This is a genomic window from Sphingorhabdus sp. SMR4y (assembly GCF_002218195.1).
Taxonomy (GTDB): domain Bacteria; phylum Pseudomonadota; class Alphaproteobacteria; order Sphingomonadales; family Sphingomonadaceae; genus Parasphingorhabdus.
This window is the reverse complement of record NZ_CP022336.1, coordinates 1,710,556-1,729,698: the sequence shown is the minus strand read 5'-3', so window position 1 is coordinate 1,729,698 and position 19,143 is coordinate 1,710,556. Positions and strand designations below refer to the sequence as shown.

The 19,143-nt window shown below is 56.1% G+C and carries 18 protein-coding genes; 11 read left to right on the top strand and 7 right to left on the bottom strand.

Going from position 1 to position 19,143, the window contains the following annotated elements; all coding sequences use genetic code 11:
- Nucleotides 1-23: 23 nt before the first annotated feature.
- Genes SPHFLASMR4Y_RS08175 through SPHFLASMR4Y_RS08165 form a run of 3 tightly spaced genes read left to right on the top strand, consistent with a single transcriptional unit; the run spans nucleotide 24 to nucleotide 4,518 of the window.
- Nucleotides 24-2,153: a type I secretion system permease/ATPase gene (locus SPHFLASMR4Y_RS08175; RefSeq protein ID WP_260807128.1), complete on the top strand. Its 2,130-nt coding sequence runs from the start codon at nucleotides 24-26 to the stop codon at nucleotides 2,151-2,153.
- Nucleotides 2,150-3,253, top strand: coding sequence for a cell wall hydrolase (locus SPHFLASMR4Y_RS08170; RefSeq protein WP_089133091.1), 1,104 nt, complete (start codon nucleotides 2,150-2,152; stop codon nucleotides 3,251-3,253). The genes SPHFLASMR4Y_RS08175 and SPHFLASMR4Y_RS08170 overlap by 4 nt, the downstream gene beginning before the upstream one ends.
- Entirely contained in the window at nucleotides 3,250-4,518 is a 1,269-nt protein-coding gene (locus tag SPHFLASMR4Y_RS08165) for an HlyD family type I secretion periplasmic adaptor subunit (protein WP_089133090.1), read from the top strand. The genes SPHFLASMR4Y_RS08170 and SPHFLASMR4Y_RS08165 overlap by 4 nt, the downstream gene beginning before the upstream one ends.
- 8 nt (nucleotides 4,519-4,526) lie before the next feature.
- Here SPHFLASMR4Y_RS08165 and SPHFLASMR4Y_RS17090 read toward each other — a convergent pair whose 3' ends face one another.
- Complete coding sequence (locus SPHFLASMR4Y_RS17090) at nucleotides 4,527-5,006, bottom strand: transglutaminase-like cysteine peptidase (RefSeq protein WP_186266090.1); 480 nt, start codon at nucleotides 5,004-5,006, stop codon at nucleotides 4,527-4,529.
- Between the two features lie 256 nt (nucleotides 5,007-5,262).
- Between SPHFLASMR4Y_RS17090 and SPHFLASMR4Y_RS17085 the strand changes: the two genes are divergently transcribed.
- Together SPHFLASMR4Y_RS17085 and SPHFLASMR4Y_RS08155 are read left to right on the top strand one after the other, a co-directional pair.
- Nucleotides 5,263-5,661 (top strand): hypothetical protein, encoded by a 399-nt coding sequence (locus tag SPHFLASMR4Y_RS17085; protein ID WP_186266089.1) that lies wholly within the window; start codon nucleotides 5,263-5,265, stop codon nucleotides 5,659-5,661.
- Between the two features lie 274 nt (nucleotides 5,662-5,935).
- A complete protein-coding gene (locus SPHFLASMR4Y_RS08155) occupies nucleotides 5,936-6,946 on the top strand; it encodes a tetratricopeptide repeat protein (protein ID WP_089133088.1) in 1,011 nt (336 codons plus the stop codon).
- Nucleotides 6,947-7,058: 112 nt separating this feature from the next.
- Here the strand turns inward: SPHFLASMR4Y_RS08155 and SPHFLASMR4Y_RS08150 are convergent, their stop codons facing one another.
- The 3 genes from SPHFLASMR4Y_RS08150 to SPHFLASMR4Y_RS08140 form a co-directional block, all read right to left on the bottom strand.
- Nucleotides 7,059-8,288: an MFS transporter gene (locus SPHFLASMR4Y_RS08150; RefSeq protein ID WP_145955490.1), complete on the bottom strand. Its 1,230-nt coding sequence runs from the start codon at nucleotides 8,286-8,288 to the stop codon at nucleotides 7,059-7,061.
- A 227-nt stretch (nucleotides 8,289-8,515) separates the two neighbouring features.
- Nucleotides 8,516-9,019: a lasso peptide biosynthesis B2 protein gene (locus SPHFLASMR4Y_RS08145; protein WP_089133086.1), complete on the bottom strand. Its 504-nt coding sequence runs from the start codon at nucleotides 9,017-9,019 to the stop codon at nucleotides 8,516-8,518.
- Nucleotides 9,020-9,022: 3 nt separating this feature from the next.
- Complete coding sequence (locus tag SPHFLASMR4Y_RS08140; protein WP_222102959.1) at nucleotides 9,023-9,307, bottom strand: lasso peptide biosynthesis PqqD family chaperone; 285 nt, start codon at nucleotides 9,305-9,307, stop codon at nucleotides 9,023-9,025.
- Nucleotides 9,308-9,483: 176 nt separating this feature from the next.
- Between SPHFLASMR4Y_RS08140 and SPHFLASMR4Y_RS08135 the strand changes: the two genes are divergently transcribed.
- Together SPHFLASMR4Y_RS08135 and SPHFLASMR4Y_RS08130 are read left to right on the top strand one after the other, a co-directional pair.
- A complete protein-coding gene (locus SPHFLASMR4Y_RS08135; RefSeq protein WP_089133085.1) occupies nucleotides 9,484-11,370 on the top strand; it encodes an asparagine synthetase B family protein in 1,887 nt (628 codons plus the stop codon).
- 103 nt (nucleotides 11,371-11,473) lie between these two features.
- On the top strand, nucleotides 11,474-12,598 hold the full coding sequence (locus SPHFLASMR4Y_RS08130; RefSeq protein ID WP_186266088.1) for a sugar-transfer associated ATP-grasp domain-containing protein: 1,125 nt from the start codon (nucleotides 11,474-11,476) through the stop codon (nucleotides 12,596-12,598).
- A gap of 57 nt (nucleotides 12,599-12,655) precedes the next feature.
- On the opposite strand, the gene SPHFLASMR4Y_RS08125 is transcribed toward SPHFLASMR4Y_RS08130, so the two are convergent.
- From SPHFLASMR4Y_RS08125 to SPHFLASMR4Y_RS17080, 3 genes are all read right to left on the bottom strand, one after another.
- On the bottom strand, nucleotides 12,656-13,510 hold the full coding sequence (locus SPHFLASMR4Y_RS08125; protein WP_089133083.1) for a sulfotransferase domain-containing protein: 855 nt from the start codon (nucleotides 13,508-13,510) through the stop codon (nucleotides 12,656-12,658).
- A gap of 2 nt (nucleotides 13,511-13,512) precedes the next feature.
- Nucleotides 13,513-14,418, bottom strand: a complete 906-nt coding sequence (locus SPHFLASMR4Y_RS08120) for a hypothetical protein (RefSeq protein WP_089133082.1) — start codon at nucleotides 14,416-14,418, stop codon at nucleotides 13,513-13,515.
- 135 nt (nucleotides 14,419-14,553) lie between these two features.
- A complete protein-coding gene (locus SPHFLASMR4Y_RS17080; RefSeq protein WP_186266119.1) occupies nucleotides 14,554-14,883 on the bottom strand; it encodes a hypothetical protein in 330 nt (109 codons plus the stop codon).
- Nucleotides 14,884-14,908: 25 nt separating this feature from the next.
- Here SPHFLASMR4Y_RS17080 and exbB point away from each other — a divergent pair, with 25 nt between their 5' ends.
- From exbB to SPHFLASMR4Y_RS08100, 4 genes are read left to right on the top strand one after another with little or no spacing between them, the layout of a single operon-like run.
- Nucleotides 14,909-15,559, top strand: a complete 651-nt coding sequence (gene exbB / locus SPHFLASMR4Y_RS08115) for a tonB-system energizer ExbB (protein WP_222102958.1) — start codon at nucleotides 14,909-14,911, stop codon at nucleotides 15,557-15,559.
- Between the two features lie 4 nt (nucleotides 15,560-15,563).
- Nucleotides 15,564-15,989, top strand: a complete 426-nt coding sequence (exbD, locus tag SPHFLASMR4Y_RS08110; RefSeq protein ID WP_089133080.1) for a TonB system transport protein ExbD — start codon at nucleotides 15,564-15,566, stop codon at nucleotides 15,987-15,989.
- Nucleotides 15,986-16,735, top strand: coding sequence for an energy transducer TonB (locus tag SPHFLASMR4Y_RS08105; RefSeq protein WP_089133079.1), 750 nt, complete (start codon nucleotides 15,986-15,988; stop codon nucleotides 16,733-16,735). Before exbD ends, SPHFLASMR4Y_RS08105 begins: the two co-directional genes overlap by 4 nt.
- Nucleotides 16,736-16,764: 29 nt before the next feature.
- Nucleotides 16,765-19,116, top strand: a complete 2,352-nt coding sequence (locus tag SPHFLASMR4Y_RS08100; protein WP_222102957.1) for a TonB-dependent receptor — start codon at nucleotides 16,765-16,767, stop codon at nucleotides 19,114-19,116.
- The last annotated feature ends 27 nt before the right edge of the window (nucleotides 19,117-19,143 follow it).

Below are 19,143 nucleotides of genomic sequence, written 5' to 3'. Positions count from 1 at the left end.
CGTTGAACATGGAAATGCCTGACATGCCAGGTGATGATGAAACTCGTAGCGACGAAGTTCTGAATTGCTTGGTGTTTCTGGCCGAACATTTTGGTCAGACTACATCTGCGCCTATCCTGCGCTCGGGACTGGCCGTTGACGAAGCCGGCTGTCTGCCGTTTCATCAGGTAGAACCGGCACTTGAACTTCTGGGACTCAAAGCCACTCCCGTGGCGCGCAAACTGGCGCGACTTTCGGACAAGCATCTGCCGGCCATGATTTCGTTGCAGGATGGCAACGCTGCCGTAGTGCTCGAGCAGAATGACGATGAATTCCTCATATTCCGACCATCTGCGAACGGTATGCAATCGATATCGGTCAGCGAACTTGCGGCTGAACAAGATGGAGAAATAATTTCTGTAGCGCCGGATGCTACAAAAATTCGTCAACATGAACGGCCGTGGGATGCTGCACGAAAGAGCCATTGGTTCTGGGATGAAATGCGCAAGGAAAGCGGTGCATTCAAGCAGGTTGCGGGCGCGGCCCTGTTCATTAACATGCTTGGCTTTGCGCTCCCGCTTTTTACGATGAATGTCTATGATCGGGTCATCCCGAACAAAGCATCAGCAAGCCTCTGGGTGCTCGCCGTCGGCGTTTTTCTTGCCTTCGTTCTCGAATTTGGCATGCGGCTGGCCCGGGCGCGGCTTATCGACGAGACCGGCCGCAAGCTTGATACCAAACTGTCGCAGAAGCTGTTCGAGAAAATCGTTAACATCCCGCTGGGTAGCCGCTCCGGTAGTACCGGAGCGATGGTGCGTCGGGTGTCGGAATATGAAATCGTCCGCGACTTTTTTGCGTCAACGACGATTGTTCTCATCATCGATATGCTGTTTCTGGTCATCTTCGTCGCGCTGATTGCAGTGCTGGCTGGCTGGCTCGCGCTGGTGCCGGTCGTGATGATCCTCATCATGCTGGTTGCAGGCTATGTCCTGCAGAAGAAAATGGGAGTTGCGGCTTTTGAGGCGCAGGCGGATTCCAGCTTGCAGCATTCGATGCTGGTTGAGTCCATCGCTGGTATTGAAACATTGAAGGCCTGTGGCGCCGAAGGCCGGATGCTGTCGCGGTGGAGAAACTACGCGCAGATGAGCGCCGATACGCAGGAAAAAATGCGGCGATTGGGCGCCGTCGCGATCAATCTGGCTTCCCTGTGCCAGCAGATCACCAGCATCAGCCTGATAATCGGGGGATTTTACCTGTTCAACGCAGGCGTCATCTCGATGGGCGCGATCATCGCCATCGTCATGCTTGCCGGACGCTCATTGAGCCCGGTCGGTCAGCTGGCGTTCCTGATGACGCGGGGCCGCCAGGCATTTTTGACACTGGACAGTATTCAGACAATGACCGAGCAAGTCGATGAACGCGGTTTGGGCAGTCGCTCGATAACGCCAGAAGTCAGCGCGGGTGAGATTGTTTTTGACAACGTCAGTTTTGCCTATCCGGAAGCGGATACTGAATCTCTGTCGAGCCTGAACGTCACGTTCCGGCCAGGCGAAAGGGTCGCGGTGATCGGTCGTGTTGCTTCCGGCAAGTCTACATTGGGCCGATTGATCTGCGGACTATATCCACCGGCGTCCGGCGCAATATTGGTCGACAGTCTGGACAGCCGGCAATATCCTCCGCGGGGACTGCGATCCGTCTTTCGGTACGTCGGTCAGGATTCCGAACTTTTCAGCGGCTCCATCAAGGAAAACCTGACGCTTGGCGCTGCAAAGAGCGATCAGGACCATATGATGGCGGTATTGCGCAAATCCGGTGCTGACAAGTTTCTTGCCCGTGATGCCGTCGGCTTTGACCGGCTTGCGGGAGAACGCGGTGCAAGCTTGTCTGGCGGACAGCGCAGCTTCCTTGTTCTCGCCCGTGCCTTGATGAGTCCGTTTAAGTTGCTCTATCTTGACGAACCGACTGGCGCGATGGACGTCGAGACGGAACGCCAGTTCATTGATCATCTCAAAAGCGCGCTCGAACCCGACCAGACACTGGTAATATCCACGCACCGGCAAGCGATTTTGTCGATTGTTGATCGGATCATCGTGATGGACCATGGCCGCATCGTCGCGGACGGCCCGCGGGACGAAATTTTGTCGCGGGTTGGCAATGGCGGGAAACTATCATGATTCACCAACCCAAACTCGGAGCGGCGAAACCGATGCGCACGGCTCTGGTCGGTTCGGACAGCGGCCAAAACATAGGCCAACGTCCCGTATTCTTTCTGTTATCGCTGTTGCTGGCCATCGCCGTGATAACCTGGGCTACCCATGACCGCTGGAGTGGTCCGATCCTTAGCTTGCTGGATGCCGATAGCGCAATTCTGCCGGAAGCAGCAGCGATGTCTGCTGAAAGAACAGCGGAACAGAAAATGCTTATCGAAGCTACACAAGGTGAGCTTGCGGAAGCTGTTGTAACAGGTGAAAATGCGAAGGTCGCAAATGAGGCATTGCCATTTTCCGATCAACTTGTTCCTGTCGCTCGGCCTTTCAGGTTGGCTGATATCGCTGCCAACGAAGTCGCGCGCGCCGAGATTTGTCTCACGCAGGCGATCTATTACGAAGCGGGCTTTGAACCACTTGGTGGCAAGCGAGCCGTCGCCCAGGTGGTGTTGAACCGCGTGCGCCATCCCGCTTTTCCTTCGTCGGTATGCGGGGTCATATACCAGGGACATCAGGCGCGTGTTTGCCAATTCAGCTTTACCTGCGACGGTGCCTTGTTTCGTAAACCACAAAAAGCTGCTTGGGCCGTTTCGAGATCGGTTGCAGAAGCCGCGCTGGCCGGCTTCGTCGAAGCCAGCGTAGGAACGGCAACCCATTACCATGCCGACTATGTATCGCCTTACTGGGCTCCCAAGCTCGCCAAGATCAAACAGCTGGGTGCGCATATTTTCTATGCTTGGCCCGGTGCATGGGGACAGCGCGCGGCGTTCAGCAGTCGATATTCGGGTCGCGAATATATTCCGTCGCTGGACTTGATTAGAAAGCCGTCCGAAGAGATCGAAGACGCGGCTGTTATCGATTTCGCAAAAACCGGCCTCTCGGTGCCGCCCGCGGTGACAGACCGTCACGCAAAAACCGACGTTGGCGGACGGCTTGATGTCAATAAGGGTTGGACGTTGCGGATACCAGAGCCTTCGGAAACAAGAGGGAATTTCGCCAAATTGACAAATATTCAGCATGCGCCCGCACCGGCGGCCAAAACGGGTTCGGAAGGCGTCGGTCAATGAAGTCGCTGCTGTCTTCGCTGAGCGCGTTAAACGGTAGTCAGCGTATCCTGTTGATTGGAGCGCTGGGCATGTTCCTGTTCATCGTCTGGGCGAGCCTCGCGCAGGTCGATGAAATTACCCGTGGTCAGGGACGGGTAATACCTTCGAGCAAGGTGCAAGTGGTACAGGCGAGTGATCCGTCGACCGTATCCGACATTCTCGTTCGGTCAGGTGAACAGGTCAAAAAAGGGCAATTGCTCGCTAGACTGGATGATACAGACTCCTCCTCGGAGCTTGGACAAATCCAGGCCGAGAACAGATCCCTGTCGGCAAGGGCTGCGCGTCTGGGGCAGGAAGGTCGCGGGACGGTTAGCGACTGTCCGCCCGGCGCGCCCTGTGCCGAGGAGGCCGTGTTGCAACAAGCTCGTCAGGCAGCTTTGCGTTCCAGATTGTCCGGACTATCTGCCGCTATCGAACAACGGCGACGGGACCAGAGCGAGGCGCAGGCCACAGTGTCTAGCCTGCAGGGCAGTGTCAAATTGGCGCAAGATCAGGTCAATCTGTTGCAACCTCTCGCGGCAAAATCGATCATCCCGCAAACCGAGTTGATGACAGCACAGCGCGAATTGGTTGATCTGCAAGGCCGCCTTGCGGCCGCCCGTCAAAGCGTAGCGCGTGCAGGTGCGGCAGTACGGGAGGCTCAGGCGCAATTGTCCGAAGCAAATCTCCAGTTCCGTCAGGAAGCACTGAACGAACGGAGCCAGATTGCTGCAAAAATAGCCGTAAATCAGGAATCCATTCGAGGGGCGCAGGGCCGTCTGGAACGTTCCGAAATCCGGTCTCCGGTGGATGGTATTGTCAACGATGTACAAATAACGACAATCGGCGGATTTGTTGGGCCTGGTGAAAAAATCATGCAGGTGGTTCCAATCGGTGACAAATTGTTGATAGAGGCGAGAGTTCGGCCCAGCGATATTGCTTTTATCCGGGTCAGGGATCGCGCCAATGTCAAAGTGACAGCTTATGATTTCTCGATTTACGGTGGCCTGCAGGGCAATGTCGTGCAAGTCTCGGCGGACAGCATTTACGACGAAGTAAAGCAGGAAGCCTATTTTACTGTCATCGTTGAAACCGACCAGGCATGGCTGCAATCCGGCGGCAAAAAATTGCCCATCACTCCCGGCATGATATGCGATGTCGAAATACTGACCGGCCGGAAAAGCATATTGAGCTACTTGCTCAAGCCGGTACTGCGGGCGAGATCGCAGGCACTGACCGAACGCTGAGGCAGTGGCTATCTTCCGATAGCAAGCGACGCGATCTGGGTTCCGCTTGGCTTGGCCGGATAGCCGTGTAGCCATTTCCCGTTCGCGCTGTAGCTCATGATCGGCCGGTAATCGCGGATATCGTCGGCGTCCAGTATCTGGTCCGTCTCGTTGTCCAGCACCAGCATCTGGTTTCCGACACGGATGACGAGCAAGGAATGATCGGACCGGCGAACCAGATCTTTGGCAATGACCAGAAACATATCAGATGCCTTTACGCCGCTGGCCTGCAGCAGCTGCATTTTGGCGATGGCAAAGTCTTCGCAATCGCCGCGTCCCGCTTTCAACGTTGTTCCGGCGCTTGCCCAGTGATCCTCCCGTCCATAGAGTTTGCGGTCCTCGACATATGTTATATTGGCGTTTATCCAGCGGTTCACCGCCCGGATATTCTCTTCTTTGTAATTGGCGCCAAGGGTCGCACCGGCCCTGACCAACGCCGCTCTGGCCATGGCCGTTCCTCCGCCGCTTTGTGCGTCGCGCCATTTCCTATCCAGCGGAGTGTGACTGACTCTCAAGGCCACAGAACCGAAAATGTCAGGTTTGCCGCTAAATGGCCGAGTTGCTGCAGGCATGCCCCGGGGCACTCTTGTTTTCGTTGCCGCAGTTAATTTGTCCTCGTTGGACGTTGCTACACTCGCGAATCTATGAACCGTTGGATCGGGGGTTGCTTTTCGAGGTACGGCGGGTCCGGCTTTAAGGGGAGCCATGAACCTGGCGGATGCAAAACCGGAAAAGGGGCCGGACCGTCCGCGAAACTGCTTCCCGCTCAAATTGGCTAACGTCTCTGCCAGTACAGATGGATTTGCTGTGATAGCCAATGCCTCTGCCGCCTTGTCGAAATCAGCACCGGCGGAAATTGTGTTAACTGCTATTTTGGGAGAAACCACAACAACCGGTTCAGAGGCAACGATTGACGCGCCGCGGCAGGCCGATTTGGCATCCAGACGCTGGTTAGCCTGCACGGCTTCCAATGCGCTCATCTCGCGGCCCAATATGGCCTCGGATTTACTGGCAACCGGCTTCACGGCAGACTCGCATGGAGCGGCATTATCCTTTTCGATATCAAAGAAGGAGGCCGCGGCAGGAGTGGACAGGCCGAATTGAAATGCAAATGCCGCTACCGCGCCGGTCCACCCGATGCGGGAGGGCCGGGCCGATATCGCAACTGTCGCCAGCGAAGTGCTTTTGGCACTGCCAATGGATCGGGTTCTGCTCATCCCACACGCTTTTGCAGAACTGCGATAAATTTCGGTTCATACACGTAGTTAGCGAGTTTTGAAAAAGCCTGGTTAACAGCTAAATAATGTATAATTTTCAGCTATTTGTGCATGAAAGCCGTTTTGACATCATGGCGATTTTCTGCTAATCTCCGCGGCTCGTGAGAGGAGAGAAGGCCATCGTCACCGGACGCCACATCTTCGGTTTTAAATTCTGGCTTGTCGTGACGCTGATTTGGGCATTTCCGTCATGGGCTGCGCAATCGCTGGAACCTGATCCGCTTGCGGAAATCAATCGAGACTTGATCAAAGAGAAAGTTCTCAAGCTCGGAAAAGCCGCGCAAGTCGCTTATGATCAGCTTGAAATTTTGCCTGCTGTGGAGGCGTCGGACAAAATTTCTATTATAGTCAAAAACGAAGCGGACAAGAATGCCCAAGACAGCGCCGGTGTATATAAATCCTATGCATTCGATTTGCATAAGGCCGGATTTTTTTTCGCTGCGGAACAGTTGTTTTATTCTGCTTACCGGATCAATGCCACCGAGGTCGGGGAATATCATCCTTTTACACTGTCCAGTCTCAACAATCTGGCATCTAATCTCAATGCGCAAGAACGCTTTGCGGATGCAGCGACTCATTACGAGAAAGTGTTGCGCTTCCGCACTTTGATCCTCGGATCGCGGCACTCTGCGACAATTGATAGCCTGGCCAACCTAGGCTACACATATAATCGGCTGGGTCTGTCGGACAAGGCCCGGGATTTGCTGGACCGCGCGGTGAATTTAAGTATTGAAACACGCGGGCGTGATCACCCCGAAAGCGCCAAACTGATGGTCCTGTTCGCTGATATACTCGGCAACAGAGAAGATGCTCCGAAGTCAGAAGCCTATCTCAGGGAAGCCTTGAAGACGCTAACTGCCGTCAACGGCCCCTATCATGTTGACACCATGAGTTGTCTGCAGCGACTGGGAACCAATCTGTTTGAACAGAAAAAATATAGCGAAGCTGAACCCTATTTCTACCATGCATGGACGCGGCGTCAGAACAAATTGGGCAAGGATGATCGCGCGACCGAGCAGAGCAAGGAGAGCCTGATCGCAAGCTTGAACAGCCAAGGCCTGTACGAGGAGGCGGAAAAAATATTCGGGACCGGGGTCTTGGCGGCAGAGTGATTGTACCGATTGCTCCGCGGGATATGTCTGGAGACGGTGTTTCCGTTTGTGCAGCGTTTTTGGATAGGCAAGCAGAAAGATCTGCGCTGATTTCGCGGGCTTTTCTCGCCGGTCAGGCGGAATGGTCCCATTCCCGGGGATCCGGATAGCGGCCCAGTGCCAGCAGCGCTGCTGCCGCGATAACCAGGGCACCGACAACGGCGAGCATGACGCCGGCCGGACCGAGGCCCGTCTCGACGAAATAGGCGATCGTGATTGAGCCCATGCCTGTTGCAAGGGCAAATCCGGCCCAGAGCCAAGAATAGATGCGACCATAGGCGCGCATGCCAAAATAGCGGACGCAGAGGAAAGCGATCAGGTCAAACTCGGCGCCGGCGGCCACGCCGATAGCGATAACGGCGAAAGCCGGCGCAATGCCCTGAGAAAGCAGCCCGCAGGCACCCGCTGCAATCAGCACAAGCGTGGCTGCCACTCCGGGAGCCCAGAAGCGGTCGATCAGATAACCGCTGATCAGACGGCTGAAGATAATCGCAATGCCGATCAGGCTCACATAATAAGCAGCCTGCCTGATGCCCATTGTCTGCATGATCGGCACAAGATTGGGAATGGTTCCGCTTATCGCGAAAGTGATCGTGCAAAATGCCAGAAGAATCAGCCAGAAATGGCGCGTTGAAAGTGCCTGTCTGAAGCTCAGGCCGGTCAGCAGGCTGGTTGTTTTCGCAGGCGAGCCGGCGTTTTGCTGGGCGGAAATCCGGAAAAGAAACCATGTGGAGGGAATCCCGACCAGCGTGATGGCGCCAGCCAGGGCAAAATAGCCCGCGCGCCAGCCATATGCCTCGATAATGGTTTCAATTAGCGGCGGTCCGGCAAAAGCGGTGATACCGCTGCCCGACAGGGCAATGCCGAGAGCAAGGCCACGACCGCTCTCGAACTTTTCGACAATGCCGCGGGACCAGCTCATCGGAGAGGTCCCTATACCGAGCAGCGCCAGCATGAACCAGTTCAGCTGCCACAGCCAGAGCGATCCGTTCTGCAAAGCCAGCAAGAAGAAAGCCAGAGCAAGTCCTGCCTGGCTGAACAGCGCGATCTTCCGAACGCTATAGCGGTCGATCATCCAGCCTGCCAGCCAGGCAACCAGCACGGTGCCGACCATCTGGAAGGACAGACCGGATACAACCATCGTTCGCGACCAGGCGAAATCATCGGCAACCGGCTGCGCAAAAACGCCTAATGTGTAGAAGGGCAGCGCGCTGATCCCCAGTGCCATGCCCATCACGCCAGCCAGCAGAATTCTCCACCCGCCGCTGAAGGCTTCTCCGAGGAATCCTTTAGAATGGTTCAAATTGGCCACCCTGCCTTTGCAGGCGATTGATCACTGGCGACACGATCGGCTCATAAGGTTTTTGCCTGAAATCGGATTGAACGGCGGAGAATAAATCCGGGAACATGAGTGCACGAACCGGCGCTTGTGCAACAGCAATATCGGGATATTGTCCGCAGGGTGGCTATCCTCAGTCGGCTTATCGTTTGGTTTCACGAGAAAATATCTCCGGTATCAACGGCGCAGGCTTATTTCGAGACGAAGCAGCCCACCGATGTGAATTGCCCGAAGCTGCGGCCGCCTGTGACATTTACCCGGCCCGACACCACCCAGGCATGGGCCTTGATCTCGCCCAGGTCTTCCTCCTGCTTGCTGCGCATCAGGCCGAAAAAGAGGGCGTAGGGGATATTGTGTACACCCAGAATCAGACGGGCGGTGATCGCCTGGGGAAAGCAATTGGCTTTCCATGGCGCAAATTTGGCTGCGACAATAATGGCGCTGCTTATAGCGCGTGCGCGCTTCGCCTGTTCCTCTGTCGTCACCGGGGTGCGCGGGGCCAGGCCGTCGTGCATTCCGAGCCAATGGGCGAAACGCTTGAAGGTCACGGTGAGGATGACCAGACGGCTCAGCCCCAGGAGCACCCATGCAGGGCCCAGCCAGAGGTAGAATAACGGCGGCATCTGCTTTGCCGTCACAAATTTTCGTTTCAGGGTCTTGATCATGTCCGTTGCGACGGGAGAGAAACCCTCCATTTTCTACTCTGCCAGCTGCACCAGATTGCGTTCGCGCAAATCCGTCAGCAATTCCATGACATCGCTCTGGCAAGTCGCGAGGTCGACGTCAAAATTCTTGGTCACCTGATCACACAGGGCGGCGATGCTAACCGGCTTTTCCATGGCGTCCCACAGATCGGAACCCACTGCGTTCAGCCCGTAATAGGCACTGTCTTCGATACTCATCATTACCATTTCGCCGTCCATTTCGGCGGCTACCATCTCAGGATTGCGCTGTACGACACTGTCGAGGGTCAATTCGCTCATAAATAAGTCTCATGTGGTTGAATTTCTAATGGCATTATCAAAGGGAAGTCTGGCTGGCAAACGATACAAGCGGGATAGGAGCATGAGGCGCAGGACAACGTGAAAAGCACTGGCATGCAATTCGATATCACCCTAGTGGTCCCAACGGAATAATCAACAAGGGGCCAATCCAGAATATGTTCGCAGGTCTGCTGTGTTTTGAAAATGCTCCACCGGTCGAAGCATGGGTTGAACCGGAAACCTGGATTTCGTCTCTCTATCCCCGGTGTAAACCGGATGTGAGCGGTTTTCAGCGTGATCAACGCAGTTTGCTGGTAGAGGCCGACATTTTCAATACGCCGTCATCGCATCATATCGACGCAGTGCCATTGGTGGCGGGCCGGTTCCGCGTTGCCTTCTGGGGGCGGCTCGACAATCGCGATGAACTTGCAGCACAGCTTGCGCTGGACCGGCCGCTGGATGAAACTCCTGATGCCAGGCTTGTTCTGGCCGGATGGCTTGAATGGGGAGAGGACCTGCCTGAAAGACTTGCCGGGGACTTTGCACTGGCAATTATCGACAGCGAAAAGCAAACCGCATTTCTGGCCCGCGACCCGGTCGGCGTCAAACCCTTCTACTATTGGCCACACGAAAAAGGCCTGATCTTCGCATCCACGCCGGCGGCTCTGCTGAAGCTGAAAAATGCCAGGCCAACGCCAGATCCCGCGTGGATTGCGCGTTATGTCATAGGGCAGTCCAAGAGCCAGGACCGAACGGCCTATAATGAAATCATGAAATTGCCGGGCGGGCATGCGATGAGCGTGTCCGACGGCAAATATGCGTTGCGGCGCTATCATCAATGGCGCGATGATGCGCCGGATATTTTTACCCGCGACCCGGCCCGAGTGGAGGCCTATCGCGCGGTTCTGGAAGAGACGATGCGCTCCCAGATGGTCAGCGACTATACGCTCGGAACGGAGAATAGCGGCGGCATCGATTCCGCAACCATTACAGCATATCTCGGGAAGTTTCTCGGTGTTCCGGGTGACCGGCTGCACAGTTTTGGCTTCGCGCTTTCGGCAGAAGAGCCTGCCTATATTCTGGAAACCAGTCAGGCCGCGTCAATCGCCCATAATCACATCAATACTTCACATTATGGATATGCTGTTTACTCGACAGATCAGATGCAGGAGGATCTCCAGATACTTGGTTATCCGGAAGAACATGGCAATGCTACGTCGCACCGGCCTTTCTACGATCAATGTCGTACCTACGGGATCAGGACATTGTTCTCCGGATATGGCGGCGATGAAGTGGTGACCAACTATGCCAATCACATCCAGCGGGAACTGGTCGACAAGGGAGCTTACAAGGCCGCGATTGACCTGATGAAAGGCAATTTGCCGATGCGGATATACCGGCTGCTCAGACGGATATATGCCGAGCGGAAAAATGCCGGATATAATCCCAATTTCCTGACGGCCTGGAGAGAAAGATGGCCGGAGCAGCCGCTGCGCGACGAGATTGTTGAACGCTATGATCTGCAGCGGGAATATATGGAAACGGCCCGCTATGATGCTGTTCATCGCAAACATAATGACTGGATCATCAGCGGACTGTTGAAGATGGCCTATGTGCCGACGCGGCTCGAGAATTGCACATTGATGGCTGCATCCTACGGCATTGATTATCGTTGGCCGCTTTGGGACAAGCGGCTGGTACAGCAATATCTGTCCACGCCGATAATTGAGCGCGCGGGGCCGGGCGGAATGGGACGATATCTGCATCGTCGAGCGATTACGGGAACGGTGCCGGACCGGGTGGCATGGAAAAGATCCAAATATATGGGGGAACGGCAATCGCCTTCAATGCGCGATACCGGCGAACTTGTCGCCAGCATGAAGCAAATCGATGCCGACCTGCACCCGATGCTGGTCGACATGATCGACCGTGACAAATGGCGCACGAAGATCGAGCGGATTGAGGCGGGCGGCTTCGATGACATTCGGGATTTCCAGACCATGCGGCACATACACGCATTGCAGTGGCTTAATGCCTGGCTGCACGGGCTGTCGGTTGCTTAGCAAGGCGGCAAAATTGTTGAAGGTGCTCCGCCGGGAACTCTGGGGGCGCAATATCCCTCATGGGTTGATCAGTTGGCGTTATTTGTTTGAGGGGAGCCCAAATGTGGCAGCGCACAGGCAAATATTCTGGAATGCATTGCCCGGCGTGCCGAAACCGCTTTATCTGGCGCTTGAAGCCCTGTTGTGGCTGAAATGGTCCGGACTGTTCGGCTGGCCGGCCCTGTTCCGGATCTTGCGCCGACAGGGCGTTGTGACCCGTGACCGGCACGGCATTTCCATTGCTCGCCAGTTTTCTCGGCTCGTCCGGCTCAGCATCGGAGCGTGCATGCCGCCCGGTGATGTCTATCGTTTCGGGTTGATCGAACATCCCGCGCGCCTGTGGAACTTTGTCAGCGACCGTCATGTTGCCGCTTTTCACAGGTGGCAGAACGGTCGTCAGCCTGCCGCTTCGCAGTTGACGCCCCGGCTGGGAGACAAAGCCGAGGCGACCGATATCCTGCTGTCCAGCGGGATACCGATGGCGCCGATTTTGGCAACCGTTGCCAAAACAGACGATTTTGATTTTCTTGATGCTTTGAGAGCGCATCGCCGTCTGTTTTGCAAAAGCAGATCCGGCAATCGCGGGCTCGGGGCGTTTGAATGCTGGCAAGATGGGCAGACCATAGAAGGCCGGATGTTCGAGGGAGATGCGCTGCCCGATCAACAATCGGTGACTGCGGCGTGGGACGCCTTGATGCAACGCGACCATGCTCTGATACAACCGGCGTTGCAAAATCATCCGCAGCTTGCTCCTCTGGTGCCGGACGGGCGTGCCGTCACCGTCCGCTGTATCACGCGTCAGAACGGACAGGACATCGCCATTTTATGCGCTTCACTGGAAGTCCCCACCGAACGGAGTCCGACGGACAAGCACGAGATATATGTTATCTTGCCAATCGACACGGGCAGTGGACTGGCGCGCCCGCTTCCCGGCAAAATGTTTCTGAATGAGCAGGCGCGGCAGAAACAGCGGGATGTGCTGGCGGAATTGGGTGAACAACGGCCACTGCCCGATTGGCAAGCGCTGATCGATTACAGCCGATTGGCGCATCGCCAGTTTCCCGGTTTCTGGGCGATCGCATGGGATTGGGTGTTAACCCCCAGCGGCCCAATATTGCTCGAGGGCAATAACGGTTTTGGCGGCAGTCTTCCGCAAGTCCTGACGGGCGGGTTTCTGGCAGAGCTTTAGCATGGGCAATCGCTTGGCTGCCCTCTCAGCCAGCAGCGGGGGGCGGACCGCATTGCTCTATAGGGGGTTATCGTTCTGGTCGAGATAGTCGAAGCGCCGCATCACCGGTCCATGATCGGCAATGATTTTGGCAATCTGTTCGTCGTTGAGTTCCTCCCGCCAGCCGCCGCTCTTGCCTTGCCGAAAAAAGGAAGGCGTATTGGCTGGCTTCTCTTTGAACCCTCCCGATTTTTCCTGCTCCTGCAAACGGTCAAAACGGCTGAAATGGAGCGCTTTTTCAACCCGCGGCTGGTCATGGGGAAGCTCCAGAAAGCGTGCGGCCCGGGTAAATGTTGCGAGGCTGTCGGAGAGCATGTCTTCATAGCGAAGAATCTCGAGATTGAGCCCGGGAGCATCGACCCAGCTAAGCACATGGTCGGACCAGCTGAGCAATTTCTGCCGCACTTGATTGTTCAGCTTTTTCGCTGATTTTACAAACGACATTTCCGGCGACGCCATCCGCTCGATCGCCTGGTCGACGCTGCACTGCAAATGATTGGCGAAGGAAGAAGCCACATCAAGCGGATTGCGTATAAAATAGACCGCGCCGCGCGTTGCCTTGCTGCTGACCAGAGGTTCTCCGGACGGCAGGAATGTGTAAGCATCATGGATCTTGTGATATTCGAGATCAGGATGCTGCAGGCTCCACTCGTAAACCGCGGGCCGCAAGGCATCGATATCGTCATGCGGCATGTCGGCGGTATCAAAGCCCAGGACTTCATCCAGCCAGCCGCGGCCGCTGGCGATCGATCCGGTATGCAACTCGTTGATGTCGACCGGTGCATCGCCGTCCTGTTGCAGATTCTGCAGGAACGTGCGGAACCATGTGTTGCCGGATTTCGGATAGGAGGACAGCCAGTATATCGCGCCCATGTTTAAACGCTTTCGGACAGGTCAGACAGTATATGGTCGACCAGTTGATCGATTTCAAAACCCTGGCGCGGACGCACAACACGCGTAATCGCGGTTTGCCCGGCGAGTTTACCGCAAAGATTGAGGTGATCGGGCCGCAAATCCATGCTGTCGAGAAACTTCTGGCGATATGTATTGGCATGGAGGGCAGGGAATTTTTGCAGGCCTTTGATGGAAGTCGATGAGAAACCGTTTTCATCATCATCGCTGCGCAAAATATAAATATGCTTGACCGGCAGCGGCTTGGATACGAAATTTTCCGTTATCGGCAGATTGAATTTTTCCATATCCGGACGGATCCGGTTGAGAGGCTCTGTATCGATTTCCAGCTTGTCAGCGGCATCCTGCCACAACTTGATCCGGGGGAAACCAGGAATCGCCAGGCAGTCATTGTCGATCGGCACAACATCATCGGCCAGCAGATTATAGCCGCGCTGCATGAACGCGGCTGCGAGTGTGGACTTTCCGGCACCCGAGTGGCCAACACAGATGATGCAGCTGTCCCCGATTTGTACCGCATTGCCGTGCAGAACCAGATAGCCGCGCTGGAACAGAAGCGCGCCCAGTGCCGAGCCGAGCATGAACACCCGGACGCTGTCGTCATCAATGCCGGGTTCCGGATCATAAACAATGCTCTCGCCGTCGCTGACCAGAAACCGGGCAACATCCGGTATGTGTAATTGCAGGGCAGTCGGAGAAGCCCACATGAAGGGGCCAATCTGCTCTGCGCCGTCCAAACCGTCCGGGTTAACCACGCCCTCTGTTATCCGCACATCTATGGCTTCCGGTTTTTCGGTCAGAGCGACCATTTCGGACAATGCCATGTCACTTTCGATGGCGAGATTATAACATCTGTAAAAATGGGTCATCGACGTCTGGTTCTTTATACTATTTTGCGAAAATTGGGTGTTTGGATTAGCAAGCCCTAGAGAATTGCACCAGGCAATCAAGTCCGGATGTCTGCATCAACGTGAAATCGAAGTCGATGGGCAGAAACTCAAAATTCATCCGCAGCCGGGGCCGATCTGCTCCAGGTGGTTGCAGAGATGGTGCAAGTGAGCGGACAGGAAGGCCTGATCAGTATAATATCCGACCAAATGACCGGAGATCGGATATATCTCCCGGTTCACGATCAGTAAATAATGAGAATCACTTGCAATAGCAATAAGAAGCTGTAATTGCCTCCTCCGTGATGCGAATGATTCGCATGAAACATAGCAGGGGGCGATTTTGGCCGAGAGACGTATCGGATATATTTGTAAATCCATGGCAGTGGCGGCAGTGCTGACACCCGCAAGCGCTGCTGTTGCTTCTTCTTCTTCTTCTTCGACCATCCCCGTCGATCTGAGCGTCGGTGGCATGTTTGCGCAGGCGGACTGGATCGTAAAGCTCGTCATCATTGGCCTGATCATCGCCTCGCTGGTTAGCTGGACAATTTTCATCGCCAAGCTCGCGGAACTGCGCAAGGCGATGGCAGCAGAGAGGATCATCCACGCGGAGGTCGCCAAGCTGCGCTCGCTGGAAGACGCCAACAGTGATCCCGCGTTGTCCAAATCGGTTCTGGTAGGGGAAGCGTCGGCAGAACTCGCGCTGTCCGCTGATGCCCTGCAGGATGGCGATGGTATCAAGGAGCGCATCGTGTCCCGGTTCGAACGCTTTGAAGCGGCTCTGTCCCGCAAGATGACACGCGGCGTCAATATTCTGGCGACGATCGGGGCGACCGCGCCCTTCGTCGGATTGTTCGGCACGGTCTGGGGTATCATGAACAGCTTCATCGGTATTGCTGAAAAACAGACGACCAATCTGGCCGTGGTTGCTCCCGGTATTGCCGAGGCATTGCTTGCCACGGCGCTGGGCCTCGTTGCGGCTATCCCCGCGGTGGTCATGTACAACCATTTCTCTCGCCAGATTTCCGCCTATCGCGCGCTTGTATCAGACACTGCTTCGGCCATCTTGCGGCTGGTGTCCCGTGATCTCAGCCGCGGCACCGTGATCGTCAAAAAGGATTGAATCGATGTCGATCCGGCTCAACGACAACAGCGATGACCTTCCGGTCAATCACGACATCAACGTCACGCCCTTCATCGACGTGATGCTGGTGCTGCTGATCATCTTCATGGTGGCCGCACCACTGGCGACGGTCGATGTCAAAGTTGATCTGCCGGTATCTACCGCTAACGCGGCACCCAAGCCCGACAAGCCGGTTTTCCTGTCGATTCAGGCTGATGGCAATATTCTGGTCAACGAGACACCGGTTTCCCAGGCTGCCCTCGGGGCCGCGATCGAGACCGCGACCCGGTCCGACAGAGAACAGCGCATCTTTCTGCGCGCCGACAAGAGCATTACTTATGACACGATCATGGGTGCAATGAATTCCCTGCGCTCGGCCGGTTATCTACATGTCGCTCTGGTGGGCGCGGAATCGGGCTCTGCAAAATGAACGAGGGGCTGCTCGGCACAGACGAGAAACGTCGCTGGGCAACCGCTGCAGCCATTGCTGTGGCAGCACATGCCTTCTTGGCCGTGGCTGCCATGGCGTGGAAGCCTCCACATGACCGTCCCATCCCTGAACCGGTGGTTCTCGTGGAACTTCCCCCTGCGAGTGCGAGCGAGGTGCTGTCCGAGCCCACGCCCGCATCGCAGCCGGAATATAGTCCGCCGCAACAGCAAGCGCTGCCGTTCGAGGTTCCGCCGATGCGCGCGCCATTGCCGGACGACGCGATCAAATTGCCGACCGAGACCAAACAGCCGCCATCCACGGTGACGCCGGTGCAGCACGCGGAAGGCACGCCCGTTGCAGTGGCGGCTCCCGCCACTAGCGAGGCGCCCCCCACCGTCGCGGCGCGATCTGCGCCCAGCACTACTTCCGGCAACAGCCCGAAAGCCAGGAAAGAGCGGGCCAATTATTATGCGATGGTCAGTGCACATCTGAACAAACGCAAAAAATATCCGACCGAAGCCCGCAAGGCCCGAGAGCAAGGCGTGGTCAAGGTCCGGTTCACCGTTGATCGCACCGGCAATATTTCAAACGTGTCGATCACCGGTTCGAGTGGCCACGATATCCTGGATCAGGCCACCTTGGCACTGATGCAGCGCGTCGCGCCCTTGCCGGCGATGCCCGCATCCATGCAGCGAGACCGAGTGACGATCTCGCTGCCCATTGATTATTCCCTCCGAACGCGTTGAAAAAAGGTAGATTGACGATGAAAAAAACCATGTCCCAAATGCAAAGACCAGCAAGCCTGCGGTCCTCGAGCTTTGGTAAACGCAGTGCCGTCATGGCATTGGGCCTGACCACGGCGCTGACCAGCGCTCCCGTTTTGGCACAGGAGGTCGAGCCTGAAGAGGTTGAACTGGAAACGCTCGAGATCGAAGACAATGCGGCCGACGTCAATCCCTACACGCAGAAAGGCGCGCCCTATAAAGCCCGTATTTCGGGTGATCCGCGCCGAGTGAAGCCGCTGTCGGAAACGCCGGCAACGATCACTGTGCTGACCGAAAGCCAGCTCGATGAACAGGGCGCCACCAATTTGCGCGATATTCTCGATAACCAGCCCGGCGTCACCGTCGGTACCGGCGAAAACGGCAACGCTTTTGGTGACCGTTATATCATTCGCGGCCACGAAGCGCGCAGTGACGTTTTTGTCGATGGTTTGCGCGACCCGGGCATGACCACCCGCGAAACCTTTGCGGTCGAGCAGATTGAAATCACCAAGGGCCCGAGCTCTTCTTTTGCCGGTCGCGGTTCGACCGGTGGCGCGGTGAACTCGATCACCAAACAGGCCAGCACCGACTATAATTTTAACCGGATCGATCTCGGCATCGGTACCGACGATTTTTATCGCGTCACTCTGGACAGCAACTGGGCGCTGAGCGACGATATCGCTGTGCGCGCCAATCTGCTTTACGGCTATGAGGAGGCGCCGAACCGCAATTTCTCGGATCGCGAGCGTATCGGGGCGGCGGTCTCGGGCAGCTTCCGGCTGAACGATACGGTGCGCGTGCTGCTCGACTATTATCACCTCGAAGCCGACGACACGCCTGATCTGGGCGGCTATGTACCGCGGCCGACCGGCACGGGTCCGAACGATGTGACCGTATATGGTCCATGGGATGATGTTCCGAACTACACCCAGACCGGAGACTTTCTCAACACGACTGTCGATACCTTTACCGGACGTATCTTCATTACACCGTTCGAGGGTTTCACGATCGTCAATTCCACCCGCTATGGTGAAACGTCCAACGGCTATGTGCTGACCGGTCTTCGGGGCGGCGCTTATGATGCCGACACTGACACCTTCGCGCCGGTCACGCTGAGCACCCACCAGGGCAATCAGGAAGTCGAATATTTCGTCAATCAGCTGAATATTCTCGGCGAGTTTGAAACCGGATCGATCGCGCACAATCTGGTCGCCGGTGTCGAATATTCCGATCTCAAGGTCGCCAACGGCACCTATGACCTCACAAACAACGGTGCCACCAATTGTGTGACTGCCGGACGCGGCGGATTGAGCCCGTCCTACTGCATCACCGATGAAAACCGGGAGCTGATCGTCACCGATATCCACGATATATTGCAACGTGATATCGCCTTCGGTTCCATCGACAGCAATTGGCAGGTGGAAACCATGTCCGTCTATCTGATGGATACGGTCGACATCAATCCCTGGCTGTCCATCCACGGCGGCGTTCGCGTCGATGCGTTCGACTATAGCAATGATGTTGTCAGCCGTGGCACCGAAACCGGCTATCGCTACAAGGACACATTGTGGAACGGACATGCCGGCATTGGTGTGAAGCCAATGGACGAGGTCTATGTCTATTTCAACTGGGGCACGGCCAAGAATATCAATGGCGGTGAGTCCGATCTGGGCGGAAACTGCGGCTACGGCGGTATCTGCGTCGATGACGGAACGGACATCGGTGACGGTCGTCCGGAAAGTTCGACCAGCTATGAACTGGGTGTGAAAGCGGATCTGTTCGACGATCATCTGCTGCTCACGGCCGCTGCCTTCCAGATCACCAAGAGTGACGTGTTTGAATCGGCTGGTGACGGTTATACGGCCGGTGGCAGCCTGAACACCGGCGAAAACCGCGTACGCGGCATCGAACTGGGGCTGGTCGGCAATATCACGCCGAAACTGTCCGGTCAGGCATCGGTCACTTTCATGGACTCGGAAATTACAGATTCGAACGATGCCGACAAAATCGGTCGCCGTCTGAGCAACTTCTCCAACACCCAGGCCTCGGCGCAGCTGCGCTATCAGGCGACAGAGGCTTTCGCCTTTGGCGGCACCGCTACCTACAAGGGAGAGATGTTCACCGGCCAGCCGGATGATGCGGCAAGCTATGACAGCACGCTGGAAATCTACACCTACCGGGTTCCGGATTATTGGACCTTCGACGCCTTCGCGAGCTACAAGGTAAACGAGAATCTGTCAGCCCGGGTCAATATGACCAATGTCGGCAACAAGGATTATTATCTTGCCGGTTATCGCAGCGGCCATTTCCTCTACAAGGGCGATGAACGCCGTGCGACGCTAACGCTCACCGGACGTTTCTGATACGAGAAGAAGGGGCGGCGATTCGTC

Excerpts from the sequence above, each read along its gene's own strand:
- SPHFLASMR4Y_RS08105 (WP_089133079.1), top strand. The coding sequence starts at position 15,986 with ATGAACGAGGGGCTGCTCGGCACAGACGAGAAACGTCGCTGGGCAACC.
- SPHFLASMR4Y_RS17080 (WP_186266119.1), bottom strand. The coding sequence starts at position 14,883 with ATGGTCGAAGAAGAAGAAGAAGAAGCAACAGCAGCGCTTGCGGGTGTC.
- SPHFLASMR4Y_RS17085 (WP_186266089.1), top strand. The coding sequence starts at position 5,263 with ATGAACCTGGCGGATGCAAAACCGGAAAAGGGGCCGGACCGTCCGCGA.
- SPHFLASMR4Y_RS08145 (WP_089133086.1), bottom strand. The coding sequence starts at position 9,019 with ATGGAGGGTTTCTCTCCCGTCGCAACGGACATGATCAAGACCCTGAAA.
- SPHFLASMR4Y_RS08170 (WP_089133091.1), top strand. The coding sequence starts at position 2,150 with ATGATTCACCAACCCAAACTCGGAGCGGCGAAACCGATGCGCACGGCT.
- SPHFLASMR4Y_RS08140 (WP_222102959.1), bottom strand. The coding sequence starts at position 9,307 with ATGAGCGAATTGACCCTCGACAGTGTCGTACAGCGCAATCCTGAGATG.
- SPHFLASMR4Y_RS08100 (WP_222102957.1), top strand. The coding sequence starts at position 16,765 with ATGTCCCAAATGCAAAGACCAGCAAGCCTGCGGTCCTCGAGCTTTGGT.
- SPHFLASMR4Y_RS08120 (WP_089133082.1), bottom strand. The coding sequence starts at position 14,418 with ATGACCCATTTTTACAGATGTTATAATCTCGCCATCGAAAGTGACATG.
- SPHFLASMR4Y_RS08175 (WP_260807128.1), top strand. The coding sequence starts at position 24 with ATGCCAGGTGATGATGAAACTCGTAGCGACGAAGTTCTGAATTGCTTG.
- exbB (WP_222102958.1), top strand. The coding sequence starts at position 14,909 with ATGTTTGCGCAGGCGGACTGGATCGTAAAGCTCGTCATCATTGGCCTG.
- SPHFLASMR4Y_RS08135 (WP_089133085.1), top strand. The coding sequence starts at position 9,484 with ATGTTCGCAGGTCTGCTGTGTTTTGAAAATGCTCCACCGGTCGAAGCA.
- SPHFLASMR4Y_RS17090 (WP_186266090.1), bottom strand. The coding sequence starts at position 5,006 with ATGGCCAGAGCGGCGTTGGTCAGGGCCGGTGCGACCCTTGGCGCCAAT.
- exbD (WP_089133080.1), top strand. The coding sequence starts at position 15,564 with ATGTCGATCCGGCTCAACGACAACAGCGATGACCTTCCGGTCAATCAC.
- SPHFLASMR4Y_RS08125 (WP_089133083.1), bottom strand. The coding sequence starts at position 13,510 with ATGGGCGCGATATACTGGCTGTCCTCCTATCCGAAATCCGGCAACACA.
- SPHFLASMR4Y_RS08165 (WP_089133090.1), top strand. The coding sequence starts at position 3,250 with ATGAAGTCGCTGCTGTCTTCGCTGAGCGCGTTAAACGGTAGTCAGCGT.